The following is a 22,830-nucleotide window of genomic DNA, read 5'->3' on the forward strand; positions in this document are numbered from 1 at the left end:
ACCGCTACAGCGGGACCGCGAAAGTAAGCCCGCCGATTGCACAAAGATGGCGGACAACTTCGGCAATCCCCTTGCCGTGCCGCACGCTGGTGAACACTGTGGGGAGCGATCCGCGCATCCGCGCGGCATCACGCGCCATCACGTCGAGCGACGCACCGACATAGGGCGCCAGATCTGTCTTGTTGATGACCAGCAGGTCAGAGCGGGTAATCGCCGGTCCACCCTTCCGCGGGATCTCTTCACCCGCTGCGACGTCGATCACGTACAACGTCACGTCGGCCAGCTCAGGGCTGAAGGTGGCAGAGAGATTGTCGCCACCGCTTTCGATCAGCACGATCTCCACATCCGGGTGGCGCCGCTCCATTTCTGCCACTGCGGCAAGGTTGATCGAGGCATCCTCGCGGATCGCAGTATGCGGGCAGCCGCCGGTCTCGACCCCGATCACCCGGTCCTGCGGCAGCACCTGCATCCGCATCAGCGCCTCGGCGTCCTCTTGGGTGTAGATGTCATTGGTGATCACCCCGATCGAGTGATGCGGCGACAGAATACGGGCAAGCTGGGCGGTCAGCGTGGTCTTGCCCGCACCGACCGGGCCGCCGATTCCGACCCGAAGAGGACCATGGGGAGAAGTCATGACCGGAAGATCCTTGAATATTGTGTTTCATGAGCCATTGAGGCGATATCCGCAGCAAAACAGGCGCTGGAGAGGCTGGACAGGTCCGCAGTGAGCGCGTTTTTCGCGGCATCGGACACCAGCGGGCCAAGGTTTTTCAGAATGCGCTGGCCTTCAATCTGGCCAACCGGAAGGAGCCGCTGGGCCGCTGCGACCTGGTTGGAAACGAATGCGTGCGTGAACATCTCCAGCGTCAGGTCCAGCGCCAGCCCGTGTATGCGCGCGGCGCGGCCAACAGCCACCGGATAGGTGAGACGGGGCAGGCTGCCGCCCCAGACCTCCGACGTGGCCCGGCAGAAGGCGGCGCCCTGTTCGACCGTTTCGGCCAGACGCTCCCGGGAGGGAGCAAAGGCGCGGGCGGTGGCGTCCACCTCCGCCAGCGCGGCCTCGTCTTCGGCGCGGCAGGCAGCGGCCAACAGAATTGCATCGGCGCGGGCACTGCCGAACAGCAGCAGATCACCCAGCCAGTCTTCCAGCCCTGCCCCATCGGTCACCTGGTTGCGGGCAACCGCAGCTTCCAGCCCGTGGGACCAGGCGAATGCGCCAACCGGATAAGCCGGTGACAGCCACTGCAGAAGCACCACTGGCCCGGTTTCAGTGCTCATGGCCGTGCTCGGGACCGTGATCAAGGGAATGGCCGTGTTCGTGGGAATGGGTCCGCCCGTGGCCATAGGCGCCGCCTTCGGGGGTGAAGGGTTCCGTCACCTCTTCCACCGTGGCGCCCAGCTGCACCAGCATTGCGCGGATCACGTGGTCCCGGCGGATCAGCAGCCGGGCATCCTCGATCTGGCAGGGTGTGTGACGGTTGCCGATATGCCAGGCCAGCCGCAACAGCCCCTCTCCGGTGATCTGCAGCAGCGGCTCGGCGGCGGCGGCGACGGCGATTTCACCGCCGTCCTCGAGAACCAGCACGCCGCCACGCTCCAGCGAAGTGGTCTGCGGAAGGTCAACCAGCAGGCGGCCGCCGCCTTCGGTCTGCAGCACCTTGCGGCGCAAGAACCTGGCTTCGTAATCCAGCACCACCCGGTCCACCGGAGCAAGGGAATGGGCATGTCCGTGATAGACGCGGGCGGTCAGGACAGGGGGGGGCATCTGCGCGCTCCTATGGTGGCGGCCGATGACCTCAGATGCAGAACTTGTCCGAGAAGATATGGCGCATGATGCCCTCTATCTCCGGCCTGGCAGAGAACGTGCCGCGGTGCATTGGTTTTGTTCATTTTCTCCTCCCGGTGCACAATTTCAGTACAGAAAATACCGCTGGGCCATCGGCAGCTCCCCCGAGGGCTGGCAGGTCAGCAGTTCGCCGTCCGCCCGCACCTCATAGGTTTCCGGGTGGACCTCCATCCGCGGGGTCGCGGTATTGAGCTTGAGTGCGGATTTGCCGATGCCGCGGGTGTTTTTCACGGCCACAGTCTGCTTGGCCAGCCCGAGGCTGCCGCGGATACCCGCAGCTTGTGCCGCCTCCGACACGAAGGTGACAGCGCTATGTTCGACCGAGCGGCCATAGGCGCCCCACATCGGCCGGGAATAGACCGGCTGCGGCGTCGGGATCGAGGCATTGGGATCCCCCATCTGAGCGCAGACGATGGTGCCGCCCATCAGCACCATTTCCGGCTTCACGCCAAAAAACGCCGGGTTCCACAGCACCAGATCGGCGCGCTTGCCAGCTTCGATGGAACCAAGCTCATGACTGATCCCATGCGCGATGGCCGGGTTGATGGTGTATTTCGCCACGTACCGGCGGACGCGGAAGTTGTCGTTCTCGCCGCTCTCCTCCGCCAGGCGCCCGCGTTGTTTCTTCATCTTGTCTGCGGTCTGCCAGGTGCGGATGATCACCTCGCCGACCCGACCCATGGCCTGGCTGTCCGAAGCGATGATCGAGAATGCCCCCATGTCATGCAGGATATCTTCCGCCGCGATGGTCTCGCGCCGGATGCGGCTTTCGGCAAAGGCCACGTCTTCGGGGATCGACTTGTCCAGATGGTGGCAGACCATCAGCATGTCGAGGTGTTCCTCGACCGTGTTGACGGTGAAGGGGCGCGTGGGGTTGGTGGAGGACGGCAGCACATGCTCCTCGCCGCAGATCCTGATGATGTCCGGGGCATGGCCGCCGCCGGCGCCTTCGGTGTGGAAGGCGTGGATGGTGCGGCCCTTCATGGCCTTCACGGTGTGCTCGACAAAGCCGGATTCATTGAGCGTGTCGGTGTGGATCATCACCTGCACATCCATCGCATCGGCAACGCCGAGGCAGCAGTCGATGGCGGCGGGCGTGGTGCCCCAGTCCTCGTGCAGCTTCAGCGCGCAGGCGCCGGCGTTGATCTGTTCCTCCAATGCCGCCGGCAGCGAGGCATTGCCCTTGCCTGCAAAGGCAAGGTTCATCGGGAAGGCATCGGCGGCCTGCAGCATGCGGCCGATGTGCCAGGGGCCGGGCGTGCAGGTCGTTGCCAGCGTGCCATGCGCCGGGCCGGTGCCGCCGCCAAGCATGGTGGTGACGCCCGAATGCAGCGCATCCTCGATCTGCTGCGGGCAGATGTAGTGGATGTGGCTGTCAAAGCCACCAGCCGTCAGGATGCGCCCCTCGCCCGCGATCACCTCGGTGCCGGGGCCGGCGATGATGCCAACACCCGGCTGGGTGTCCGGGTTGCCCGCTTTGCCGATGGCGGCAATGCGCCCGTCCTTAAGGCCCACGTCGGCTTTGTAGATGCCGGTCCAGTCCAGGATCAGCGCGTTGGTGATGACGGTATCCACGGCCCCTTCGGCGCGGGTTGCCTGCGCCTGCCCCATGCCGTCGCGGATCACCTTGCCGCCGCCGAACTTCACTTCCTCGCCATAGGTGGTGAGGTCGCGCTCCACCTCGATGATCAGATCGGTGTCCGCCAGCCGCAACCGGTCGCCGGTGGTGGGGCCGTACATGGCCGCATAATCGCTGCGCGGGATCTGTACCGGCATGTCAGAGCGCTCCCATGACTTTCCGGTTGAACCCGAACACCCGGCGCCTGCCGAGGATCGGGATCAGCTGCACCTCGCGCCGCTGCCCAGGCTCGAACCGCACGGCGGTGCCCGCAGCAATATCGAGCCGCCGCCCGCGGGCCGCCGCCCGGTCGAAATCCAGCGCCGGATTGGCCTCGGCAAAATGGTAATGGCTGCCCACCTGGACAGGCCGGTCGCCGGTATTGGCGACCATCAGAGCGGTCGCTTCGGCGCCCGCATTCAGCGTCAAGGTGCCTTCGGCCGGGAACAGCTCTCCCGGGATCACTTCCGCCTCCAGGCCAGAACTGCGCCTGCGGCAAGCGCCGCCAGCACTGCAAAGCCAAGCCAGAGGCCGGCCCCATGCGGATGGACATGCGCTCCGCCATGAGCAAGGGCGGGACCCGCCGCAAGAGCGGTAACCGCGACGGTAACGGGTAGTAGCTGCATTGTGCTTTCTCCTGTCTTGGGGTGGTCCGGGGCGTCCGGGACCGGGCGGGGGTTCAGCGGATAGGCTGGTGAACGGTCACCAGCTTGGTGCCATCGGGAAATGTGGCCTCGACCTGCACTTCGCGGATCATTTCGGGCACCCCTTCCATGCATTGATCCCGGCGGACCACCTGGGCGCCGGCCTCCATCATCTCAGCCACCGTGCGGCCGTCGCGGGCGCCCTCGGCCACCGCGTCGGAAATCAGCGCAATCGCTTCCGGGTGGTTCAGCTTGACGCCGCGGGCCAGCCGCTTGCGGGCGACTTCGGCAGCCATGGCGATCAGCAGCTTGTCCTTTTCGCGCGGGGTCAGGTTCATCCGCTCCTCCTTCTTCAAAGCATCCATGTGCGCGGCAGCCCCGCGGGCAGCAGCCGCTCCAGCACCGGAACAAGGCATTGGCGCAGGGCAAAACCGTCCCGGGCAAGCAGGCGGAGCACCAGAAGATCTGGTCCAAGCAAGGAGGCGCCTCCGATCTCCGGCAGCATCCGGCGCAGCGGATCAAGCTGCACTTCGGCCTCCGGCGCCACCAGCACAAGAGTGGCCATGGCGCCGGCGCCGCCCCCAACTGCGCGCCGCCGCAGCATAGCGGCGGCATCTCCGGCAAGCGCCGTGGCATCGAGGTAGATAGGACTGCCGCCGCGCCGGATTTCGATCCGGTCGCGGACCGCCGCATTCGTAAGTGTTTCGCCCATTGCAGCGCGGCCGAAGACAAACGGTTCAACCAGCAGAAACTGCGCACCGGGTTCCAGCTCCGCAATCAGGCGGCGGTGCAGGGCGCAGCCGTTGAACAGAATGGTTTCCTGCGGCAGCCAGTTCAGCCTGGCGCCGGCCTTGGCGCAGAGCCGGGTTTCCACCCTGGCGGTCTGGCCCGGCAGCGCCCGGTAGATGCGTTCCGCCGCCTGGGTGGTAACAGTCAAGCCGGCCTCCGCATGTGCGGTGGCAGCCAGCCGGAAATCGTCCCCGCCGGTGATGCCGCCAGCGGTATTGACCGCAACCGCCTCGACATCCGGACGGCCCTGCGGGAACAGCAGCTTCAGCGCTCCGGATTGATGCAGCGTCTTCAGCCTCGAACAGCCGTCCGGCACATGCACGGAAACTTCTGCTCTGGCAATCGCGCGGGGCAAGGCTTGGCTTTTGCTTATGACTGACGGCGCGGTGATGTTCGGCTCCCGGGAAGTTTGCAGCTTCATTGGGCCGGGTGCTTCGCTGAATTGCCAGTTTTCGGCCGGAATTCGCACCTGCGGCGGTCAGGCCTGCCTGAATATTGGCAGCCGGCACAGAGCTCTGCCTGTTTATTGAGCGAATTGGGAGGCGGCACAGAAAACGGCGGACCCGGCACTCTGCAGGTTCGGCCTTTGGGGCCACTTAAGGGTGTTCTAGTTTGTCTTCGAGCCCGCCAACGCAGTGGTGCCCCGCACGATGTGCTCCGGTTCGCAGCAGATCCTGAACGGCGCCGGCTCATCAGCTGTTATGAATGCGGTGAATTGCTCGCCCGCAAGCGTCCCGATGGTGCCGGCCGGGATACGCACCGTTGTAAGGCCCGGCTCGATTTCGGCGGAGCCCTTGAAATCGCCGATGCCGATGACCGAAAGCTGCTCCGGCACCTGCAGCCCGCATCGTTGCGCAGCATACAGCGCGCCCTGGGCAATCACGTCATTGCCGCACAGCAGCGCACTCGGTCGGGACGGTGCCGACAACAGCGCGAGGGCCGCCTGCTTGGCCTGCGAAACACTGTATGGCGCTTCGGATTTGCGCCCCTCCGGCACCGCGACGCCAGCGGCCTCAAGTGTTTCCAGAACCGCCTCCAGCCGGTGCCGTGCCCGGTCGTTGCCGCGGGTGTCGGGAAAAATCAGGCCGATGTCCCGGTGCCCCAGCGCCACCAGGTGCTCCGCCGCCATCCGCCCGGCCAGCCGGTTGTCGGCGCCGACGCAGGGCAGCTCGGACTCCTCTGCATAATTCCAGATCGCCATCGCAGGCGTTTCCTGCTGCGCAATCAGCCGCGATGTGGCCTGCGAATGCTCCAGCCCGATCAGCGCCACACCATCCACCCGGTGCTCCATCAGCTTGCGCACCATTTCGTATTCCCGCTCCAGATCATAGCCGTGCGAGGCCAGCAGCAGGGTAAAACCGGCCCGGTCGATCGCATCCGAGAACGCCTGGATCACCTCGGCGAAAATCGCGTGGTTGATGGTCGGCACTACCAGCCCGATGGTGCCCGACCGCTTGCCGTGCATCATCTGCGCGGCGCGGTTCCGGACATAGCCCAGTTTCTGCACCGCACGGGTGATCTTCTTGCGAGTCGCCGGGCTTACCAGATTGGGGTGATTGAAGGTGCGCGACACCGTGGAGGGTGACACTTTGGCTGCCTTTGCCACCGCAACGATATCCACGTTACCCTTCTGTTTTGGCGCCATAATCTCCCCTCCCCCGGCAAGATCGATGAAAACGTTTGCAATACTATTTTCATGGCCTAACCTGTTTTGTCAACAAAAGTAAAAGCGCGATCAGCCGGGTTGGGAGGCCCCGAATGGACTTCATATTTTACTTCGGAGACGTTTTCTCACCGCTGTCATTCCTGCTGCTTCTGGGCGGCACCATCGGCGGCCTGATCCTGGGGGCGACCCCTGGGCTTTCCCCCACGATGGCAGTGGCGCTGCTGATCCCATTCACCTTCCATCTGGAGGCGGTTCAAGGCCTGATCCTGCTGGGGGCTGCCTATACCTCCACCGTGGCGGGCGGCGCGGTCAGCGCGATCCTGCTAAAGACCCCCGGCGCGCCCGCCAATATCGCCACCACGCTGGACGGCCACAAGATGGCCAAGCAGGGCCAGGGCGCCAAGGCGCTGCAGCTGTCGTTCCTGGCATCCGCCGTCGGCGGCATCTTCGGCGTGCTGCTGCTGATTTTCCTAACACCGCTGCTGGCCCAGTGGGCGCTGGCTTTCGGACCTTCGCATCTGTTCTGGCTGGCGATCCTGGGTGTCACGGTGATCGGCTCGCTGGACTCGGCCTCCGTGGTCAAGGGGCTGCTGTCCGGCTGCATCGGGTTGTGGCTCGCCACCATCGGATTTGACGACATCATGGGCGCCCAGCGGTTCATCTTCCACCCGTCGCTTGGCGGCGGCATCAACATCATCGCGGCGCTGATCGGCCTCTTTGCTATCCCGCAGGTGCTGACCATGTTCGCCAAGGGCCGCCGCACGACCGGCGCCGAGGTGATCGAGGTGCAGAAACATTCCGTCCTCGACGCCACGCGGGAACTGCTCCGCCGCCCGCGCGCACTGGGCATCGGCACCATCACCGGCTCGATCATCGGGCTGATCCCCGGCGTCGGCGGTCAGATCGCCGGGCTGGTGGCCTATGACCAGACCAAGAAGTTCTCCTCCGAGAAGGAGAAATTCGGCCACGGCCACAGCGAAGGCGTGATCGCTGCGGAATCCGCCAACAACGCCATGGTCGGCCCGTCGCTGGTGCCGCTCCTGACACTGTCGATCCCCGGCAGCCCCACCGCCGCGGTGCTGCTGGGCGGTCTGCTGATCCACGGCATTTTCCCGGGCTCCGACCTGTTCGACAATCACCCGGATGTGGCCTGGACCTTCATCAACTCGATGCTGGTCGGCCAGGTCCTGATGTGCCTCTTCGGCCTCTATGTGGCGGGCCTCGCCGCCCGCGTCGCCCAAGTGCCGCAATCGGTGATGGCTGCCATTGTGCTCGCCCTCTCCGTCTTCGGTGCCTACTCGGTGCAAAGCTCGATGGGCGACGTCTACGTGATGGCCTGCCTCGGCATCGGCATGTACTTCCTGGAGCGTTTCGGCTTCTCCGCCGCGCCGCTGGTGCTGGGCCTGATCCTGGGCCCGATCGCGGAGTCTAACTTCATCCAGGGCGGCATGATCGCCGACGCCACCGTCGGCAAGTCCGCCTACTTCCTGACTGGCGGGCTGAACATCTTCCTGATCGCCGTGGTTGTCGCCTCCATCGCTTACTCGGCCTGGATGGAGCTGCGCAGCCGCCGCTACACCACCAAAGAGGAGGCGCAGGCATGAACCGGTCTCAGCACATCCTTGGCTCCGGTCTGGTCTTTGCCGTCGGCATCTGGGTCGCTTGGGTCAGTTACACCCAGCAGCCTGCCGAGGCCTTCCTGTTTCCGCGCCTGATCGCTTCCGTCTTCGTGGTGCTGGCGGGCTGGACCTTCGGCAAGGCCGTCCTCGGCTTCAGCAAGGTCGGCTCCGGCGTGTCCCGGACGATGTTCCTGAACATGGTTCCGGGGCTGGCGGTGATGCTGGTCTATGTCTTCTGGGCCGCCAAGGCGCTGGGGTTCTACACCGCCACCGCCATCGGGTTTTTCATCCTGCTGTCGCTCTACGACCCGGCGCCGCATTCCGAAGGCAAGACCTGGGTCAAACGCGTGCTGATCACCGCCGTCTTCGTGGCGGTGATGTACGGCCTCTTTGCCAAACTGCTGAGCGTCTACACGCCACGGGAAATTCTGTTCTGACCGCCGGAACGCGGTCCGAAACCAATAGGGAGGAGAAGAAAATGAAGACACTGATTGCAGGCGCTGCCATCGCGCTGATGGGCCTGGCAGGCGCTGCCATGGCCGAGGAGTACCCGGAACGCCCGATCATGATGATGGTCTCCTACGGGGCCGGCGGGGCAACTGATTTTCAGGCCCGGATCGTCACCATGACCGCCGGCAACGAGGATGCGCTGGGAATGCCCATCGCCATCATCAACAAGCCCGGCGCGGGCGGCCGTGTCGGCTGGAACTGGTTTGCGACCCAGGCCGATGCCGACGGCTATACGCTCGCGGCCTACAACGTGCCCCATTTCATCGCCCAGTCGATCAAGGGCGGCGTGCAGTATTCCGCAGACAGTTTCGAACCGATCGCCAACTGGGGCGCCGACCCGGCAGTGTTTGTCGTGGGTGCTGACAGCCCGTTCAACTCGATGGCCGATGTGGTCGCATACGCTCAGGAGAACCCGGGTAAGCTGACCTTTTCCGGTGCCGGCCTGTTTGTCGGCCACCACATCGCGGCGCTGCAGATCGAAAAGGCCGCAGGCGTGAAAATGGCCTACATCCCGACCAAGGGCGGCGGCGCCGCTGCGATGAAGGCAGTGATCGCCGGTGAGGTTATGGGCGGCATCAACAACCTGTCGGATGCCTACCGTGCGCAGGAGGCCGGCAACGTCAGGATCCTGGGGGTTGCCGACCTGCAACGCTCCGATTTCCTGCCCGACGTGCCCACCATGCAAGAGCAAGGTCTGGAGGTCGACAACTCCTCCGTCAATTTCCGCGGCGTGATGGTGCCCAAGGGCACGCCGCAAGAGGTGATCGACAAGCTCGCTGCAACCGTGCCTGCGATGTTCGCCAATGACCGGGTCTCCAAGAAGATGGCGGCCGGCGGCTCGCCCATGCACATCATGACCCGCGACGAGGTCAAGGAGATGTGGGCCGCCCGCGAACAGACACTGAAAGAGCTTCTGGCAGGGCTCTGATCCCAGCTGGAACTCCTTCGGGGCGCGCGCACGCCGCAGCGCGCGTCCCGGCCAAGATATCGAGGTAAGACATGAACGCTCAGGAAGCACTCGCCTCCGGCGCCGCCGAGGTGGAACAGATCGTGGTGCGCGCCCGCACCGCCCAACAGGACTTTGAAGCCAAGGGAAGCCAGGCTCTCTATGACAAGGCTGCCTTGGCGGCCGGCTGGGCCATCATGGAGCCCGCCCGCAACCGCACCCTGGCCGAACTGGCGGTGGAAACCACGGGCCTCGGCAACGTGCCGGACAAGATCACCAAGAACCACCGCAAGACGCTGGGCCTGCTGCGCGACATTGCGGGTGTCCGGACCCACGGCATCATCAGCGACGACCCTGAAACCGGCATAACCGAAATCATGCGCCCCATCGGCGTGATCGGCGCCGTTGTCCCCTCAACCAACCCGGCGGCGACGCCTGCCAACAACATCATCAACGCGCTGAAGGGCGGCAATGCCATCGTCGTGGCCCCCTCCCCCAAGGGCGTCGCTTCCTGCGAGCTGCTGCTGGCCTATATCCACGCCGAGTTTGCCAAGCTGGGCCTCAATCCTGACTTGGTGCAGATGATCCCGGCCCCCGGTTCCAAGGCCAAGACCCAGGCGCTGATGGAGGCCGCCGACCGGGTGATCTGCACCGGCAGCCAGAACAACGTCCACCGCGCCCAGTCCTGCGGCACGCCTGCCGTGGCCGTGGGGGCCGGCAATGTGACCGTGATCGTGGATGAAACCGCGGATCTGGCCGATGCCGCGGCCAAGATCACCGCCTCCAAGTGTTTTGACAATGCCACCTCCTGTTCCTCGGAAAATTCCGTCGTGGTGGTGGATGCCATCTATGACCAGTTCATTGCAGCGCTCGCCCGGGAAGGCGGCGCGCTGGTGCCCGAGGCGGAGGCAGATGGCATCATCGCCAGACTCTGGCCGGACGGCCATCTGAACCGCGCGGTCATCGCCCAGGACGCCGGCAAGATGCTGGCCGCATTGGGCGTGGCCGGCAAAGTCCCCTCAGACACCAAATTCCTGGCGGTGGAAACCAGGGGCATCGGCCCGGATCACCCGCTGTCCGGAGAGAAGCTGAGCCGCATCCTCGCCGTCTACCGGGCCGCGGATTACGCAGATGCCAAGGCCATCGCTACCCGTATCCTTACCCATCAAGGCGCCGGCCACTCCGTCGGCATCCACACTGCCCTGGACGGGCGCGCCGTCGAACTGGGCCGCGAGATGCCCACCTGCCGGGTGATCGTCAACCAGGCCCATACCTTTGCCACCGGCGGCGCCTTCACCAACGGGATGCCGTTCTCCCTGTCGATGGGCTGCGGCAGCTGGGGCGGCAATTCGATCGACACCAACCTCAACTGGCGCCACTTCGTGCAGACCACCAAGATCGTGCGCGAAATCCCTGTCCGCGAACCCGCGCTCCGGGACATCTTTGCCAGCTACTGGGCGGAGGCGGGCCAATGATGGAACCGCCCAAGGGAACCATCCGTGACTGGCTCGACACACGCGCCGCTGGGGGCGGCACCGGCTTTGTCTTTCCAGACGGCGGCCCCGATCTGAGCTGGCAGGAGCTGCGCAAGACGGCAGAGGCAATCGCCCGCTACCTGACCGCCAAGGGAATCGCCAAGGGCGAAAGCATAGCCATCCTGCACCCCAACGGGCGCGAAGCGCTTGAATGCCTGTTCGGCGTGCTCTACGGCGGCTTCCGCGCCACCATGATCAACCTTGTTGCCGGCAACAGCGCGGTTTCCTACGCCTTGCAGCACAGCGGCGCCCGCTTTGCCTTTGTCCACCCCAGCCAGACGGACCTGTTTCAAGAGACTGCCAGCCTGCCATTTCTCTCCCCTTTGGACCAGGCGGCAGCAACTGGCGGGTCACCGGCAGAGCTGCACCCGCTCTCCGCCGGTGACCACGCTTTGCTGATGTACACCTCCGGCACCACCGGCCAGCCCAAGGGGGTGGTGCACACCCATGCCAGCCTGCTGGCGGGCGGCTGGACCACCGCCGTGGCGCATGAGCTGACACCGCAGGACCGCGGCCTCTGCGTGCTGCCGATCTACCACATCAACGGGCTGTGCGTGACGGTGATGGGCGCGCTGATCTCCGGCGGTTCGCTCGCGATGTGCGCGCGGTTCTCTGCCAGCCGTTTCTGGGCCCATGCCGGCTGGTCGCAGGCGACCTGGTTCTCGGTGGTGCCGACCATCATCTCGCACCTGCTGCACTCTGACCTAGACCCCGTCGACAGTACCAAGGCGCGGCTTCGCTTCGGCCGGTCGGCATCTTCGGCGCTGGCCCCCGACGTGCAGCGCGCGTTCGAGGACCGTTTCGGGATGCCGGTGATCGAAACCATGGGCCTGACAGAGACGGCAGCACAGATCCTGTCGAACCCCCTGCCCCCGGGCACCCGCAAGATCGGTTCCCCAGGCATCGCCTTTGGCAACGAGGTGACGATCCTGGATGCAAACCTTCAGCCCGTCACCGATGGCAGCGAAGGCGAGCTGGCGGTGCGCGGCCCCAACGTGATGCTGGAATACCTCAACAACCCGGAAGCCACGGCCGCCACCTTCACCTCGGATGGCTGGCTGCGCACCGGCGATCTGGGGCGCATCGACAGCGACGGGTATGTCTTCGTCACTGGCCGCCTGAAGGAACTGATCATCAAGGGCGGCGAAAACATCGCCCCGCGCGAGATCGACGAGGCGCTCTACTCCCACCCGGACGTGATCGAGGCCGCTGCCTTCGGGCGCCCCTGCAAAAGCTACGGCGAGACGGTGGAGGCGGCGGTGAAGATCCGCGACGGCTCCAGCCTGACCCCGCTGGAGCTGATCGAGATCTGCCGGTCCCAGCTCGGGAAATTCAAATCCCCGGACGAGGTGCACATTCTGGCCGAGCTTCCCAAGGGCCCTTCCGGGAAAATCCAGCGCAACAAGATCCCCGCTGAGATCAGCGGCCGGACCGCACGCACGCACAGCTAGCAGTTCCGGTCCGGCGCGGCCTCCTAACGCTGCACCGTTTGCAGGTAGGTGATCAGATTGCCCAGGGCCCGCGAAACCATCATAGGCTGGCCGCTTGGCAGCGCCAGGGCCACAAACTGATCCTCATCCAGCGTCGGGCCGAACATGGGCATGTCGCCATGGGCGGCAATCGGCTGCCGGCCGTCGATCTGCTTGGCAACGGCCTCGATGGGGAAAGCGCCGCTGTTGCGCGCCGCCAGATGCGTCAGATCGGGCGGCTGCAGGGCCATCATCTCCGCCATCGGGCCCTGGCTTGCCGCATCCTTTCCATGGCATTCTGCGCAGAAGTACAGGAACAGGTCCCGCCCCTCACCGGCACTGGTCTCCTGCGCCCAGACCGGACCCGCCGCAATTGCAAGTGTTACTGCCAGCCGCACCAGCATAGCTGTTCTCCTTTGCTCCGGAACCTTTACAACGTGCCGCCCGGCCCTGCCCGGGCGCGGGGCGCACGCAATCTGATGATAGCCGCATTCCGGCCGCGCAGGATTGACTCAGAGCAAGGCGGGCCGCGCTGAACCGGGCTAGGCTCCGCAAGAGCCGCAACAGGACCGGGCGCCTTGCCATGACCAAAACAACTGGTGCAATTCTTGCCGCCGCAGCCGTTCTGATTATGGCCGCCGCCTATCTGTTCGTCTCGGAAAACGGCGCGAACCTGCCGGATGGCTTCGTCCAGGGCAACGGCCGGATCGAGGCCGAACAGGTTGAAATCGCCCCCGCCAGGGCAGGCCGGGTTGCCAAGGTGCTGGCCGCCGAAGGCAGCTTGGTCGCGGCTGGCGAGATCCTGGTGGAAATGGACACGGATGAGCTGTCGGCGGCGCATGACCGGGCCAAGGCCGAAGCCGCGCTGGCCCGCCAGACCAAGGCCGAGGCGGAGGCGCTGGTTGTCCAGCGCCAGAGCGAACAGCGCCGGGCAGAGCATGAGCTGGACCGCGCCACCGCCCTGCTGGCCGGGCACAACATCTCCGAAACCGTGTTCGAGGAACGCGAAACCGCGCATCAGGTCGCCGAGGCGGTGCTGGGCGCGGCGCAGGCGCGCGTGGCCACCGCAGACGCCCGCATCGCCGCGGCCGAGGCCGAGGTCCGCCGGATCGCTGCGCAGATCGAGGACAGCATCCTCACCGCGCCGATGCCGGGCCGGGTGCTCTACCGGCTGGCCGAACCGGGTGAAGTGGTTGGCGCCGGCGGGCCGATCCTGACGCTCCTCAGCCTCGGGAACATCTATATGGAAGTGTTCCTGCCTGCCCGCGAGGCCGGCCTCCTGCCGATCGGAGCCGAGGCCCGCATCGTGCTCGATGCGCTGCCCGATTACGCCATTCCCGCCACAGTCACATTCGTGTCGCCCGAGGCCCAGTTCACTCCCAAGCAGGTGGAAACGCTGAGCGAGCGCGAACAGCTGGTGTTCCGCGTCCGTGTCCGGATCCCGCAGGATCTGGTGGCCGCGCGGATCGAACATGTGAAAACAGGCCTGCGCGGCATCGCGGTGATCCGGCTGGATCCGGCCCGTGAATGGCCAGAAGCGCTGGAGCGGCGCATCCCGCCTGAGCTGTTCGAATGAGTGCCGCCGCAGGCAATGCAGGCATACGCGTCGCGGAAGTCAGCCACCGCTACCGCAAGCATACCGCGCTGGACACGATCTCCTTGGATTTGCCTGCCGGCCGGCTGGTTGGCTTCATCGGGCCGGACGGGGTCGGCAAGTCGACTCTCCTCGGCCTGATCACCGGCGCCAAAAAGCTGCAAGCGGGAACCATAGACGTCCTTGGCGGCCCCATCGGCGATCCCGCGCACCGGCGCCGCATCTGCCCTGCGATTGCCTTCATGCCGCAGGGCCTGGGCCGCAACCTCTACCCCGAACTTTCGGTGCGCGAAAACCTCGAGTTCTTCTCGCGGCTGTTCGGCCAGGGCGCAACGGAGCGCGAGGCCCGGATCGCGGCGCTCCTCACCGCCACCGGGCTGGCGCCCTTTACGGACCGGCTGATGGGCAAGCTGTCAGGCGGCATGAAGCAGAAGCTGGGCCTGTGCTGCGCCCTGATCCATGATCCCCGGCTCCTGGTGTTGGATGAGCCGACCACCGGCGTCGATCCCTTGTCGCGCCGCCAGTTCTGGGCGCTGATCAGCGCCATCCGGGCCATGACCCCCGGCCTCACCGTGCTGGTCTCCACCGCCTATATGGAGGAGGCCCAGAGCTTCGACTGGATTGTCGCGATGGATGCGGGCCGGGTGCTGTTCCAAGGCCCGCCGGACGAGCTGCGGGGCGGGGCGGAAGACCTCGAGACCGCCTACCGCCAGCTGCGGGCGAAAGGAAAACCGCCGCAGGCCCAGGACGCAATGCCTGCAGCCCACAGCAGCGGCGAACCGGTCATCACCGCCCGCGGCCTCACCCGCCGCTTCGGCGATTTCATTGCGGTGGACAGCGTCGATTTCAGCATCAGCCGCGGCGAGATCTTCGGCTTTCTCGGCTCCAACGGCTGCGGCAAGTCGACGACCATGAAAATGCTGACCGGCCTTCTGCCCATCAGCTCGGGCGAGGCGCAGCTGTTCGGCAAGCCGGTGGATGCCCGCAACCGCGCCATGCGCCGCGAGACCGGCTACATGAGTCAGGCGTTTTCGCTTTATGGCGAGCTGACCGTGCAGCAGAACCTGCAACTCCATGCCCGCATTTTCGGGATCAGGGACCGCGCAGCCCGGGTCGCCGAACTGACCCAGCGCTTCGGCCTGACCGCCCACAGCAGCACTCTGGCCGCCGCCCTGCCCCTTGGCATCAAGCAGCGCCTGTCGCTGGCGGTTGCGGTGATCCACCGCCCGCGGGTGCTGATCCTGGACGAGCCGACCTCCGGTGTCGACCCGGAGGCCCGGGACATGTTCTGGGCGCTGCTCCTGGAGCTGTCCCGCAACGAGGGCGTCACGATCTTCGTCTCCACCCATTTCATGGGCGAGGCAGAACGCTGCGACCGGGTCTCCTTCATGCATGCGGGCAAGGTCCTGGCGGAAGGCACGCCCAAGGATCTGATGGCATCGCAGTCCGCGGACACCCTGGAACAGGCCTTTGTCTCCATCCTCAAGGCCGCCGATCCCCCTGCCCCGGTCTCCGCACCGGAAACCGCGGTGCAGGCGGGCACCGCGACTGCAGGCGGCGGCCTCACCCGCGCCTTGGCCTATGCCCGGCGCGAAACGGTCGAGGTCCTGCGCGACCCGGTGCGGCTCGCCTTTGCCTTCCTCGGCTCGGTGATCCTGATGCTGGTGTTCTGCTTCGGCATTTCGCTCGATATCGACGAGCTGGACTATGCCGCCCTCGACCTGTCGCAAAGCCCCGAAAGCCGCGCCTACCTCGCTGAGATTTCCGGCTCCCGCTACTTCAGGCCAACACCGCCCCTGGCCAGCGCTGCCGAGGGCCGCAGCCGCCTGGTTTCGGGCGAGGTCTCGCTTGTCATCGAACTGCCCCCCGGTTTCGGCCGCAAACTGCGCGCCGGTGAACCGGCGGAGGTGCTGGCCATTGTCGACGGCGCCATCCCCTTCAAGGGCGAAACGGTGGAGGGCTATACCGCCGGTCTGCATCAGACCTTCCTGCACGCCCAGGCCGCCGCCAGCGGCACCCAGCCAGTTGAAACCGCCCGGATAGAGCCGCGGTTCCGCTACAATCAGAGCTTCGAGAGCATCGCCGCCATGGCGCCTGCGATGCCCGCAATCCTGCTGATCATGCTGCCCGCGGTGCTGATGGCGGTCAGCGTTGCGCGGGAAAAGGAGCTGGGCTCGGTCACCAATTTCTACGTGACCCCGACCACCCGGTTCGAGTTCCTGATCGGCAAGCAGATCCCCTACATCGTCATCGCCTACGCCAACTTCCTGCTTCTGACCGCTATGACCATCGCGGTCTTCGGGGTGCCGCTCAAGGGCGACCCGCTGCCGCTGGCCCTCGGCGCGCTGCTTTATGTCTGGGCCGCCACCTCCTACGGTCTGCTGATCGCCACCATGACCTCCAGCCAGGTGGCGGCAACCTTTGCAACCACCATCGCGTCGGTGGTGCCGACGATCCAGTTCTCCGGCCTGCTGCAGCCGGTATCAACGCTGGAAGGCGGCGCCCAGACCATCGGGTCTCTGTGGCCCTCCTCCTATTTCCTGCACCTGAACGTGGGCGCCTTCACCAAGGGCCTGGGCTGGGAGGCTCTCGGCCCGGACCTCCTGGCGCTGGCCTGCTTCGGGCCGGTCTTCACCTTGCTGGCCGCGCTGTCGCTCCGCGCGCAGGAGAAGTAGATGCAGCGGTTTGCCTGCATATTCTGGCTTGGCCTCAAAGAGATGATGAGCCTGCGCCGCGACTGGGTGATGATGGCACTGCTGGTCTGGTCCTTCACCCTGGCCCCGGTGATGGAGGCCACCGGAGTTGCGACCTCGGTCAACAACGCCTCCATCGCCTTTGCCGACGAGGACAACTCGCCGCTGTCCCGCACCCTTGCCGAGGCTTTCTTTCCGCCGGAGTTCCAGCCTGTCGTGCAGATCGAACCCGGCACCGGCGCCGCCCGGATGGATGCCGGCGACTTCCTGTTCGTGGTCGCAGTGCCGCCCGGGTTTGAAAAGGGCGTCCGCGCCGGGCGGGTGCCGGAAGTCCAGGTGCTGATCGACGCCACCGCGATGGAACAGGCGGGCATCGGGGCCAACTACATCACCAGCATCCTAAGCACCGAGATCCGCCGCTTTGCCATCGGCGCCGACCTGGCAGCGCCGCAGCCCCTCGGCATCATCATCCGCAGCGCCTTCAACCCGAACCGCGACACCGTGCGCTTTGCCGGCATCAACGCGCTGATCGGCCAGATCATGTGGCTGACCACGATCCTCACCGGCGCCGCGATGATCCGCGAGCGCGAGCACGGCACCATCGAGCATCTGCTGGCGATGCCGCTGTCGCCCTTTGACATCGCCGTGGCCAAGATCTGGGCCAACGCCGCGGTGGTGCTGGTTGCGGCGGCGCTGTCGCTGGCCTTTGTCATGCAGGGGGTGCTGGACATCACCATCGCGGGGTCCACGCTGCTGTTTCTCTGCGGCACGGCGCTGTTCCTGTTCACCGCAACCGCGCTGGGGGTGTTCCTGGCGACAGTGGCGCGCTCAATGGCGCAGTTTGCGCTGCTGGTGATGCTGACCATCCTGCCGATGCTGATGCTGTCGGGCGGCGAAACCCCGGTGGAAAGCCAGCCTGCCTGGCTGCAGGCCGCCACCGTCATCCTGCCCTCGCGCCATTACATGTCCGCGAGCCAGGCCATCGTCTTCAAGGGCGCCGGGTTCGAGACCGTCTGGCCGGAGTTCCTGTGGATGGCGCTGCTGGGCGCCGCGCTCCTGGCCACAAGCCTGATGCTGTTCCGCCGCTCGGTGGCGCATGACGGCTAAGGTCAGACCCCTAGCGGATCACAACCACGGTGCATTTGGCATGGCGCACAACCCGTGCCGCCGTCGAGCCGAGGAAATAATCCTGCAGTCCGGGCCGGTGCGACGCGATGACGATGCAGTCGGCGCCATGCGTATCGGCGTAGTCGGTGATCGTGCGCCCGGCATGGCCGGTGACCACGTCCGCCTTGACGTCTTTCACTCCGCCCAGATCCGCCTTCAGCGCCGCCAGCATCTCTGCGCGGGTGTTTTCCAGCAGGCCTTCCGGCAGCTGCTGAACCACATAGCCGGGGATCTCATCGGCCACCGTCAGCGCGGTGATCCTGGCATCGCTGTCCGCCAGCAGACGGGCGGCCTGCAGGGCGCTGGCGCTGTCGGCACCGTGATCCGGGGCAATCGGAACCAGAATATGCTTGTACATCGTGATCCTCCTCTGATGCCGCCCGATTCTACGCCGGTTTCCGGCGGCCTGCCTTGACACAGGTTATCCACCCTGCGGCAAGTGATTGATCAGGATCATGGCACCCGCCGGGAAAGCTGATCTACTGATGAACGCGGTGTGCATCCCCGCCTGCCGCGCTTCAAATCCCGGAGGCCCGCCATGCAACGCAAAACCTCTCTCTTCGTGCTCGCAGCAGACACCAGCGACGAAACCGTCACCGCCGCCGCCGAGGCGGCGCAGGCCCAGGACGCCTATCTGGCCTGCCTGCTTTTGGATAACCTGCCCGCCAGGCCCTACTTCGTTTACAGTGCGACGGGCTTCGGCGCGGCTGCGATGCCTGCGGACTGGGTGGATCATCTGCGGGACGCCCGGCAGGCGGCAGAAACCCGCGCTGGCGAAGTGAACGATCTCCTCACCCCCAACGGCTGCTCAGGCGATGTGCAATATGCGGTCTGCGCCGGCGCGGACATCCGGCTGCTCTGTGCCCAACGGGCCAAGTCCTGCGATATCGCGCAGTTTGCCGATGGCCTCAGGGACCACGAGGACGTCTTCCGCGAAGCATTGCACGGCCTGCTGTTCCAGTCGCCGGTTCCGGTGATCGTGAACGGCGCGCCTTTCGCCAGCTACAGCCGTATCTTCCTGGCCTGGGACAGCAGCCTTGCGGCCTCCCGCGCCGCCCATGCCGCGCTGCCCTATCTGCGCCACGCGCAGGAGGTGGTGATCGGCTGTTTTGAATCCAGCGTCTCCGATCAGCGCGACGGCGAGGACCCGGGCACCGATGTTGCCGCTTGGCTCAGCCACCACGGCTGCACTGTGACCGTGTCGCAATTCCCCGGCGGCGGCCAGGACGTCGGCCACGGCATCCAGCAGCGCGCCCGCGAGGCCGGGGCCGGTCTGGTGGTGATGGGCGCCTATGGCCATTCCCGCCTGCGAGAAGCGGTCTTTGGCGGCACCACCCGCACGATGATCGAACAGAAAGAGCTGCCGGTCCTCTTTGCCCACTGACCCCTTGCGCCCATAGATTCAGGAGCCGGATTATGACCAGCCAGGCCCCCTTTGACGCCTACAAACCCGCCGAAATCGCAGCGCTGGTGGAAACCGCCGGAACCGCCAAGGCCCGGCTGCCGCTGCCGCAGATGTTCGTGCTGGCGATGCTGGCGGGCGCTTTCATTGGTTTCGGGGCGGCGGCCTATACCATGACCCTCACGGGCGCCGGCCCCATTACGGGACCGGTCCGGGTGCTGGGCGGCGCGGTGTTCTCGCTCGGCCTGATCCTGGTTGTGATTGCCGGCGCTGAACTGTTCACCGGCAACGTGCTGATGGTGATCGCCGCAGTGGACCGCAAGATCCCGCTGCGCCTGCTGCTGCGCAGCTGGGGCATCGTCTATGCCGGCAATCTGGCAGGCGCCGCCGGGCTGGCCGCCGCCTTCGCCCTCACCGGGCTGCTGGACGGTCCGATGGGCGACACCGCGGCAGGCATTGCCGGGGCCAAGGCAGAACTGGCACCGCTTGAGGCCTTTGCGCGCGGCGCCCTGTGCAACGCCCTGGTCTGCCTCGCCGTCTGGCTGTCCTTCGCTGCCCGCACGGCGGCTGGCAAGGTTCTGGCCATCCTCTGGCCGATCACCGCCTTCGTGCTGCTGGGGCTCGAGCACTCCATCGCCAACATGTATTTCTTCCCGCAGGCCTGGGGTGCAGGCGCGGACATCCCGTTTGCCGCGGCAGCCGCCAACCTGTTCTGGGTCACCCTCGGCAACATCGCCGGCGGCGCAGGCGGCGTCGCCCTGGCCTACTGGTTTGCCTTTCTGGGCGGTACCGCCCGGCGGCAAAGCCCGGAACAGGCGCAGCAGCCGCCAGGGCACAGCCGCTGACGCGCAGGCATCACTCCGCCTTGCGGCCCGGCAGCCGGATTTCCTGCAGCACCGCCAGATAGCCCGTCAGGTCGGCCAAAGTGACCACCCCCAGCAGCTGGCGCCCCTCCGCCACTAGGAACTTGCGCCGCCCGGAGGCGGAGATCTTCGCCATCAGCTCCGCGGCCGGCATCTCCGGGCCAACCGTGTTGTCTTTGTCCGCCGGCACATAAACATCGCCGGCATGCGTTGCAGCCCAGTCCTCGCGCCGGGTTTGCGACAGAAGCGCGGTGTCGGCATAGCCCAGCAGCACATCGCCCAGCACCACCGGCACAAAGCTCTTGCGTTCCGCCAGCATCACCCCGTCCGCCAGCTGCTGCAGGCTGATGTCCGGCGCCACCGTGACCGTGTCGCGGGTCATCATGGCGGCAACGGTCTTGCCCTTGAACGCCGCCGCCTGCAGCTGTTGGGCATAGGTGCCCTTAGCCGCCGTCAGAACAAACACCCCGATCAGCACCTGCCAAAGGGAGGCAACCGGATTGCCGGAAAACAGGCCGATGAGGCCGAAGATGATCAGCGCATAGGCCAGGTAGCTGCTGATCCTGGTGGCGGTGGCAGTCGCCTGCAGCAGATCGCGGCTGCGGCTCCACAGGTAGGCCCTGAAAATCCGCCCGCCATCCAGCGGAAAGGCCGGTGCCAGGTTGAACACCGCCAGCACCAGGTTGATCAGCGCCAGATAGCCGAACACATGGTTCAGCGCCATCTCCGGCGCCAGCAGCCCGCCCGCCTGCGCCAGCAGCCAGAAGCCGAAGGCCAGCGCAAAGCTCATCAGCGGGCCCGCAATCGCAATCCAGAACTCGCTGGCGGCGGTCTTCGGCTCCGATCCCAGCTCCGCCACCCCGCCGAAGATGAACAGCGTGATTCCCTTGATCTCGACCCCGTAGCGGCGGGCCACCACCGAATGGGACATCTCATGCAGGATCAACGAGGCAAAAAAGCCCAGCATCGCCAGAAGCGCCAGGGTGAAGTAAACGCTGCCGCTGGCACCGGGATAGACCATCGGGAAAAACTGCGTCGACAGGCTCCAGGTGATCAGCGCGGCGATCAGGCCCCAGCTCGGGTCGATCCGGATGTCAAACCCCTGCAGGGTGGCGATCTTGATGGCGTTTGAAAACATGGGCTCCCCTCCGCCCTCCAGCTTAGGGCCAAACGGACCCGGCCCCCTTGATCCGGCTCAAACCCGGAACAGGCTGCCGGCCAGATAGGCCACGGCAGCGGCGCAGGAGCCGATCAGCAAAGTCTCTAGTCCGGATTTCCACCAGGGCGCCAGCGACCAGATGCTCTTGCTGGCGCCGATGCCGAAGAACACCGCCCCGGTGGCCAGCGCCGCCGTCAGAAACGGATCCGGCAGCCCCAGCATGAACGGCAGCAGCGGCACAATGCCCGCCGCCAGGAAGGCGGCGAAGGTGGTGACCGCGGCCGCAACCGGATTGGGCTCGACCGGCGCCAGCCCGTATTCGCTGGTTAGCATCAGCGACACCCATTTCTCCGGCTTGGCAGCAACGGACCGCACCGCCCCTTCCAGCACCTCGCCGCTCAGCCCCAGCTCCTGGAAGATCTGGCGCAGCTCCTCACGCTCGCCCTCCGGATACTGGCGGATATGGCGCTGCTCCACCCTGTACAGGCGCCGGCGGTCGTCCAGATCCGCCTTGGTGCCCAGGTAGTTGGCCGCCGCCATCGAAAATCCGTCCGCCAGCACATTGGCAATGCCCAGGGCGATGATCACAGCAGAGGAAAACCCGGCGCCCTCGACGCCCGCGGCAATCGCAAAAGTGGTCACCGCGCCGTCGATGCCGCCGTAAACCGCGTCCCGCAGCCGCCCGGTGCCATTGCTGCCAGCCAGGCGCTCTGCGATTTCCTCCTTGCTGTGCCCGTGATCGCCCTTCATGCCCGCAGGATGGCCCAGCCCGGCAACCCCCGCCTTGAGGGAGGTCAAGCCGCCACGGCCGCCCGCCCCTGCCGGCTGCGGGCAGCAAGGTAGCGCAGGGTTTTCAGCGCCTCCGGCACCAGGAGGACCGGCAGCACCAGCAGGCAAATCAGCCCCCACTGTTCCCATTGCAGCGGCACCGTGTGCAGCAGCACCTGCAGCGGCGGCCAGTACACCGCCGCCACCTGCGCGCCGATGGTCACCGCCAGCGCCGCCAGCAGCAGCGGATTGCTGAAGAACCCGATCCGCCAGCACGGCAGATGCAGCGAACGGAAGGCAAACACGCTGGCCTTTTCAAAGACCACCATGGCGGTAAAGGCGGCGGTGCGGGCCAGATCCTCGTTGCCGTCCAGCAGGTGCAGGAACAGCCACAGGCTGGCGAGCCCGGTATAAAGCCCCAGCGCCAGAATGGTCAGCAGCCCGCCCCGCCCCACGATCGGCGTGTCCTTTTTGCGCGGCGGATGTTTCATCTGGTCCGGCTCGCCCCTCTCCAGCCCCAGCGCCACCGCCGTCACCCCGCC

23 protein-coding genes are annotated in these 22,830 nt (G+C 66.0%); 10 read left to right on the forward strand and 13 right to left on the reverse strand.

What is annotated here, in order from left to right; genetic code table 11:
• Positions 1 to 4 precede the first annotated feature (4 nt).
• From ureG to AB1A62_RS19830, 8 genes are all read right to left on the reverse strand, one after another.
• Complete coding sequence (ureG, locus tag AB1A62_RS19795) at positions 5 to 634, reverse strand: urease accessory protein UreG (RefSeq protein ID WP_366663187.1); 630 nt, start codon at positions 632 to 634, stop codon at positions 5 to 7.
• Positions 631 to 1,278 (reverse strand): urease accessory protein UreF, encoded by a 648-nt coding sequence (locus tag AB1A62_RS19800; protein WP_366663188.1) that lies wholly within the window; start codon positions 1,276 to 1,278, stop codon positions 631 to 633. Before AB1A62_RS19800 ends, ureG begins: the two co-directional genes overlap by 4 nt.
• Complete coding sequence (gene ureE, locus AB1A62_RS19805; protein ID WP_366663189.1) at positions 1,268 to 1,765, reverse strand: urease accessory protein UreE; 498 nt, start codon at positions 1,763 to 1,765, stop codon at positions 1,268 to 1,270. The genes AB1A62_RS19800 and ureE overlap by 11 nt, the downstream gene beginning before the upstream one ends.
• Before the next feature lie 147 nt (positions 1,766 to 1,912).
• Positions 1,913 to 3,622 (reverse strand): urease subunit alpha, encoded by a 1,710-nt coding sequence (gene ureC / locus AB1A62_RS19810; protein WP_366663190.1) that lies wholly within the window; start codon positions 3,620 to 3,622, stop codon positions 1,913 to 1,915.
• A 1-nt stretch (position 3,623) separates the two neighbouring features.
• Positions 3,624 to 3,929, reverse strand: a complete 306-nt coding sequence (locus AB1A62_RS19815; protein ID WP_366663191.1) for an urease subunit beta — start codon at positions 3,927 to 3,929, stop codon at positions 3,624 to 3,626.
• Between the two features lie 214 nt (positions 3,930 to 4,143).
• Positions 4,144 to 4,446, reverse strand: a complete 303-nt coding sequence (locus AB1A62_RS19820; protein ID WP_366663208.1) for an urease subunit gamma — start codon at positions 4,444 to 4,446, stop codon at positions 4,144 to 4,146.
• A gap of 14 nt (positions 4,447 to 4,460) precedes the next feature.
• Positions 4,461 to 5,318 carry an urease accessory protein UreD gene (locus tag AB1A62_RS19825; RefSeq protein WP_366663192.1) on the reverse strand — a complete coding sequence of 286 codons (858 nt, stop codon included), beginning with the start codon at positions 5,316 to 5,318 and terminating at the stop codon, positions 4,461 to 4,463.
• 186 nt (positions 5,319 to 5,504) lie between these two features.
• Positions 5,505 to 6,542, reverse strand: a complete 1,038-nt coding sequence (locus AB1A62_RS19830) for a LacI family DNA-binding transcriptional regulator (protein ID WP_366663193.1) — start codon at positions 6,540 to 6,542, stop codon at positions 5,505 to 5,507.
• A 113-nt stretch (positions 6,543 to 6,655) separates the two neighbouring features.
• Here AB1A62_RS19830 and AB1A62_RS19835 point away from each other — a divergent pair, with 113 nt between their 5' ends.
• The 5 genes from AB1A62_RS19835 to AB1A62_RS19855 all read left to right on the forward strand — a co-directional run bounded on the left by AB1A62_RS19835 (position 6,656) and on the right by AB1A62_RS19855 (position 12,624).
• On the forward strand, positions 6,656 to 8,167 hold the full coding sequence (locus tag AB1A62_RS19835; protein WP_366663194.1) for a tripartite tricarboxylate transporter permease: 1,512 nt from the start codon (positions 6,656 to 6,658) through the stop codon (positions 8,165 to 8,167).
• Positions 8,164 to 8,619, forward strand: coding sequence for a tripartite tricarboxylate transporter TctB family protein (locus tag AB1A62_RS19840; protein WP_366663195.1), 456 nt, complete (start codon positions 8,164 to 8,166; stop codon positions 8,617 to 8,619). The genes AB1A62_RS19835 and AB1A62_RS19840 overlap by 4 nt, the downstream gene beginning before the upstream one ends.
• Positions 8,620 to 8,660: 41 nt before the next feature.
• A complete protein-coding gene (locus AB1A62_RS19845) occupies positions 8,661 to 9,620 on the forward strand; it encodes a tripartite tricarboxylate transporter substrate binding protein (RefSeq protein WP_366663196.1) in 960 nt (319 codons plus the stop codon).
• 71 nt (positions 9,621 to 9,691) lie between these two features.
• Positions 9,692 to 11,113, forward strand: coding sequence for an aldehyde dehydrogenase family protein (locus AB1A62_RS19850; protein WP_366663197.1), 1,422 nt, complete (start codon positions 9,692 to 9,694; stop codon positions 11,111 to 11,113).
• Positions 11,110 to 12,624, forward strand: a complete 1,515-nt coding sequence (locus AB1A62_RS19855; protein ID WP_366663198.1) for an AMP-binding protein — start codon at positions 11,110 to 11,112, stop codon at positions 12,622 to 12,624. The genes AB1A62_RS19850 and AB1A62_RS19855 overlap by 4 nt, the downstream gene beginning before the upstream one ends.
• Before the next feature lie 23 nt (positions 12,625 to 12,647).
• Here AB1A62_RS19855 and AB1A62_RS19860 read toward each other — a convergent pair whose 3' ends face one another.
• Positions 12,648 to 13,046: a c-type cytochrome gene (locus AB1A62_RS19860; RefSeq protein ID WP_366663199.1), complete on the reverse strand. Its 399-nt coding sequence runs from the start codon at positions 13,044 to 13,046 to the stop codon at positions 12,648 to 12,650.
• 179 nt (positions 13,047 to 13,225) lie between these two features.
• Between AB1A62_RS19860 and AB1A62_RS19865 the strand changes: the two genes are divergently transcribed.
• Genes AB1A62_RS19865 through AB1A62_RS19875 form a run of 3 tightly spaced genes read left to right on the forward strand, consistent with a single transcriptional unit; the run spans position 13,226 to position 18,036 of the window.
• Complete coding sequence (locus AB1A62_RS19865; RefSeq protein ID WP_366663200.1) at positions 13,226 to 14,218, forward strand: HlyD family efflux transporter periplasmic adaptor subunit; 993 nt, start codon at positions 13,226 to 13,228, stop codon at positions 14,216 to 14,218.
• The gene (gene rbbA, locus AB1A62_RS19870) at positions 14,215 to 16,911 is read left to right on the forward strand and encodes a ribosome-associated ATPase/putative transporter RbbA (protein ID WP_366663201.1); all 2,697 of its coding nucleotides are present in this window, start codon (positions 14,215 to 14,217) and stop codon (positions 16,909 to 16,911) included. Before AB1A62_RS19865 ends, rbbA begins: the two co-directional genes overlap by 4 nt.
• The gene (locus AB1A62_RS19875; RefSeq protein ID WP_366663202.1) at positions 16,912 to 18,036 is read left to right on the forward strand and encodes an ABC transporter permease; all 1,125 of its coding nucleotides are present in this window, start codon (positions 16,912 to 16,914) and stop codon (positions 18,034 to 18,036) included.
• Between the two features lie 10 nt (positions 18,037 to 18,046).
• Here the strand turns inward: AB1A62_RS19875 and AB1A62_RS19880 are convergent, their stop codons facing one another.
• Positions 18,047 to 18,454, reverse strand: coding sequence for a universal stress protein (locus AB1A62_RS19880; protein ID WP_366663203.1), 408 nt, complete (start codon positions 18,452 to 18,454; stop codon positions 18,047 to 18,049).
• 180 nt (positions 18,455 to 18,634) lie between these two features.
• Between AB1A62_RS19880 and AB1A62_RS19885 the strand changes: the two genes are divergently transcribed.
• Both AB1A62_RS19885 and AB1A62_RS19890 read left to right on the forward strand, forming a co-directional pair.
• Positions 18,635 to 19,480, forward strand: coding sequence for a universal stress protein (locus AB1A62_RS19885; protein WP_366663204.1), 846 nt, complete (start codon positions 18,635 to 18,637; stop codon positions 19,478 to 19,480).
• Between the two features lie 32 nt (positions 19,481 to 19,512).
• Positions 19,513 to 20,343 carry a formate/nitrite transporter family protein gene (locus AB1A62_RS19890; protein WP_366663205.1) on the forward strand — a complete coding sequence of 277 codons (831 nt, stop codon included), beginning with the start codon at positions 19,513 to 19,515 and terminating at the stop codon, positions 20,341 to 20,343.
• 10 nt (positions 20,344 to 20,353) lie between these two features.
• Here AB1A62_RS19890 and AB1A62_RS19895 read toward each other — a convergent pair whose 3' ends face one another.
• From AB1A62_RS19895 to AB1A62_RS19905, 3 genes are all read right to left on the reverse strand, one after another.
• Positions 20,354 to 21,499: a site-2 protease family protein gene (locus tag AB1A62_RS19895; protein WP_366663206.1), complete on the reverse strand. Its 1,146-nt coding sequence runs from the start codon at positions 21,497 to 21,499 to the stop codon at positions 20,354 to 20,356.
• Positions 21,500 to 21,556: 57 nt separating this feature from the next.
• Positions 21,557 to 22,270, reverse strand: a complete 714-nt coding sequence (locus AB1A62_RS19900; protein WP_366663209.1) for a VIT1/CCC1 transporter family protein — start codon at positions 22,268 to 22,270, stop codon at positions 21,557 to 21,559.
• Positions 22,271 to 22,314: 44 nt separating this feature from the next.
• A partial coding sequence (locus tag AB1A62_RS19905) for a cation-translocating P-type ATPase C-terminal domain-containing protein (RefSeq protein WP_366663207.1) occupies positions 22,315 to 22,830 on the reverse strand: 516 nt, incomplete at its 5' end.

The organism is Leisingera sp. JC11 (genome assembly GCF_040704725.1).
GTDB lineage: Bacteria > Pseudomonadota > Alphaproteobacteria > Rhodobacterales > Rhodobacteraceae > Leisingera.

Bases quoted from the DNA above. Each gene is read 5' to 3' on its own strand.
- ureG (WP_366663187.1), bottom strand. From the start codon at position 634: ATGACTTCTCCCCATGGTCCTCTTCGGGTCGGAATCGGCGGCCCGGTC.
- AB1A62_RS19800 (WP_366663188.1), bottom strand. From the start codon at position 1,278: ATGAGCACTGAAACCGGGCCAGTGGTGCTTCTGCAGTGGCTGTCACCG.
- ureE (WP_366663189.1), bottom strand. From the start codon at position 1,765: ATGCCCCCCCCTGTCCTGACCGCCCGCGTCTATCACGGACATGCCCAT.
- ureC (WP_366663190.1), bottom strand. From the start codon at position 3,622: ATGCCGGTACAGATCCCGCGCAGCGATTATGCGGCCATGTACGGCCCC.
- AB1A62_RS19820 (WP_366663208.1), bottom strand. From the start codon at position 4,446: ATGAACCTGACCCCGCGCGAAAAGGACAAGCTGCTGATCGCCATGGCT.
- AB1A62_RS19825 (WP_366663192.1), bottom strand. From the start codon at position 5,318: ATGAAGCTGCAAACTTCCCGGGAGCCGAACATCACCGCGCCGTCAGTC.
- AB1A62_RS19830 (WP_366663193.1), bottom strand. From the start codon at position 6,542: ATGGCGCCAAAACAGAAGGGTAACGTGGATATCGTTGCGGTGGCAAAG.
- AB1A62_RS19835 (WP_366663194.1), top strand. From the start codon at position 6,656: ATGGACTTCATATTTTACTTCGGAGACGTTTTCTCACCGCTGTCATTC.
- AB1A62_RS19840 (WP_366663195.1), top strand. From the start codon at position 8,164: ATGAACCGGTCTCAGCACATCCTTGGCTCCGGTCTGGTCTTTGCCGTC.
- AB1A62_RS19845 (WP_366663196.1), top strand. From the start codon at position 8,661: ATGAAGACACTGATTGCAGGCGCTGCCATCGCGCTGATGGGCCTGGCA.
- AB1A62_RS19850 (WP_366663197.1), top strand. From the start codon at position 9,692: ATGAACGCTCAGGAAGCACTCGCCTCCGGCGCCGCCGAGGTGGAACAG.
- AB1A62_RS19855 (WP_366663198.1), top strand. From the start codon at position 11,110: ATGATGGAACCGCCCAAGGGAACCATCCGTGACTGGCTCGACACACGC.
- AB1A62_RS19860 (WP_366663199.1), bottom strand. From the start codon at position 13,046: ATGCTGGTGCGGCTGGCAGTAACACTTGCAATTGCGGCGGGTCCGGTC.
- AB1A62_RS19865 (WP_366663200.1), top strand. From the start codon at position 13,226: ATGACCAAAACAACTGGTGCAATTCTTGCCGCCGCAGCCGTTCTGATT.
- rbbA (WP_366663201.1), top strand. From the start codon at position 14,215: ATGAGTGCCGCCGCAGGCAATGCAGGCATACGCGTCGCGGAAGTCAGC.
- AB1A62_RS19875 (WP_366663202.1), top strand. From the start codon at position 16,912: ATGCAGCGGTTTGCCTGCATATTCTGGCTTGGCCTCAAAGAGATGATG.
- AB1A62_RS19880 (WP_366663203.1), bottom strand. From the start codon at position 18,454: ATGTACAAGCATATTCTGGTTCCGATTGCCCCGGATCACGGTGCCGAC.
- AB1A62_RS19885 (WP_366663204.1), top strand. From the start codon at position 18,635: ATGCAACGCAAAACCTCTCTCTTCGTGCTCGCAGCAGACACCAGCGAC.
- AB1A62_RS19890 (WP_366663205.1), top strand. From the start codon at position 19,513: ATGACCAGCCAGGCCCCCTTTGACGCCTACAAACCCGCCGAAATCGCA.
- AB1A62_RS19895 (WP_366663206.1), bottom strand. From the start codon at position 21,499: ATGTTTTCAAACGCCATCAAGATCGCCACCCTGCAGGGGTTTGACATC.
- AB1A62_RS19900 (WP_366663209.1), bottom strand. From the start codon at position 22,270: ATGAAGGGCGATCACGGGCACAGCAAGGAGGAAATCGCAGAGCGCCTG.